Annotated in this window: 2 protein-coding genes; both read right to left on the reverse strand. The window is 65.8% G+C overall.

The features are described 5' to 3' along the window. Nucleotides 1–99 precede the first annotated feature (99 nt). The gene (locus O3W51_RS48060; RefSeq protein ID WP_269290414.1) at nt 100–918 is read right to left on the reverse strand and encodes an IS3 family transposase; all 819 of its coding nucleotides are present in this window, start codon (nt 916–918) and stop codon (nt 100–102) included. Continuing rightward, entirely contained in the window at nt 915–1,223 is a 309-nt protein-coding gene (locus tag O3W51_RS48065) for a transposase (protein ID WP_269290417.1), read from the reverse strand. The genes O3W51_RS48060 and O3W51_RS48065 overlap by 4 nt, the downstream gene beginning before the upstream one ends. Between the last annotated feature and the right edge of the window lie 191 nt (nt 1,224–1,414).

A 1,414-nucleotide genomic window follows, 5' to 3' on the forward strand; every position in this document is an offset into this window, starting at 1 on the left:
CAGGCCGTCCAGTCGGCTCGAAGAACCGCCATCCCGCCACCCGCCACGATGTGGGCAAAACGACCAGACGCCCCGAGAGCATCACTGAACGCAATCGCCTTAAAGGCCACAAAGGTTAAATTTCAAGTTGTAGAAACCGTCGATGTACTCGAAGAGTGCGAGGTTCGCCTCGGCTCTGGTCGCGAAGACGCGTCCGCGGACGCACTCGGTCTTGATCAGCATCCACAGATTTTCCGCGAGGGCGTTATCGTATGAGTCCCCGACCGACCCCATGGATGCCTCAATTCCCGCTCGCACCAAGCGAGTTGTGAGCTTGATGGATGTGTATTGACAGCCGTGGTCGGCGTGATGAACGAGCGTGCCGGGCTCGACCTCGCGGGACGCGAGGGCGTACTCCAGACTGGACAGCACCAGGTCGGCGTCCGCGCGGGCGGAGGTCTCCCAGGCCACCACCCGGCGTGAGAAGGCGTCGCGGATCGCGGAGAGCCACAGTGGGCCCTCGGCGGTGATGATCATCGTCAGGTCGGTGACCCACAAGCGGTTCGGCGCCGGCGCGGTGAAGTCGCGGTTGACCAGATCCGGGGCGAGCGTCGCCTGGGGATCGCGGCGCGTGAAGCCCTTCCGGCGCGGGCTGACGCCCGCCAGATCGGCCTCCCGCATCAGGCGCTCGACCCGCTTGCGGCCGACGCGGACGCCTTCACGTTTGAGGACGGCGTGCACGCGCGGAGAGCCGTAGATCCCACGTGAGTCCGCGTGGATCTGCCGGATCTGCCCGGTCAGCTCGACGTCCCGGCGGCGCCGTTCGCACGGCTCGCGCTCGGCACGGCGCCAGCGGTAGAAGGTGGAGGAGGCAAGGTGCAGCTCCCGAAGTACGCACTCGACTCCCAGGTGGGGGTGCTCGTCGACGAGCGCGGTCACCTGGGCCGGGTCGGGTCGAGTTGCGCCGCGAAAAACGCCGAGGCCGTCCGCAAGACCTCGTTCGCCCGCTTGAGCTGGGCGTTCTCCTTCCGCAGGGCCGCGAGCTCGGTGCGTTCGCCTGTGGTGAGGCGGTCATCGCGCTCACCGTGGTCGGCCTCGGCCTGGCGGATCCAGCCGCGCAGGGCCTCGGGATGCACACCGAGGTCGATGGCGAGCTTCTTGATCTGCGGCTTCGGCTCGGTGGTGCGATACATCCGCACCGCACGCTCACGCAACTCCAGCGAGTATTTCCTGGGGGCAGCCATGGTAGATGTTCCTCTCATGAGAACCATCTGACCCTCGGTCAACCTCTTCCGCATCCCGGGGGAACCTTAGAAGCTGTTGTCTTTCCGCGAGTGATCGCTGTGTTTCCGCTGGTCAGGCATGACATTGCCATCTTGGCGGCAGGGATGAGGTGTCGTGTCGTCTCTTCGGTGGAGGTGCTGGGGTGCCGTCG

The organism is Streptomyces sp. H39-C1, from assembly GCF_027158125.1.
Classification (GTDB): Bacteria; Actinomycetota; Actinomycetes; order Streptomycetales; family Streptomycetaceae; genus Actinacidiphila; species Actinacidiphila fildesensis.

Excerpts from the sequence above, each read along its gene's own strand:
- O3W51_RS48065 (WP_269290417.1), bottom strand. The coding sequence starts at position 1,223 with ATGGCTGCCCCCAGGAAATACTCGCTGGAGTTGCGTGAGCGTGCGGTG.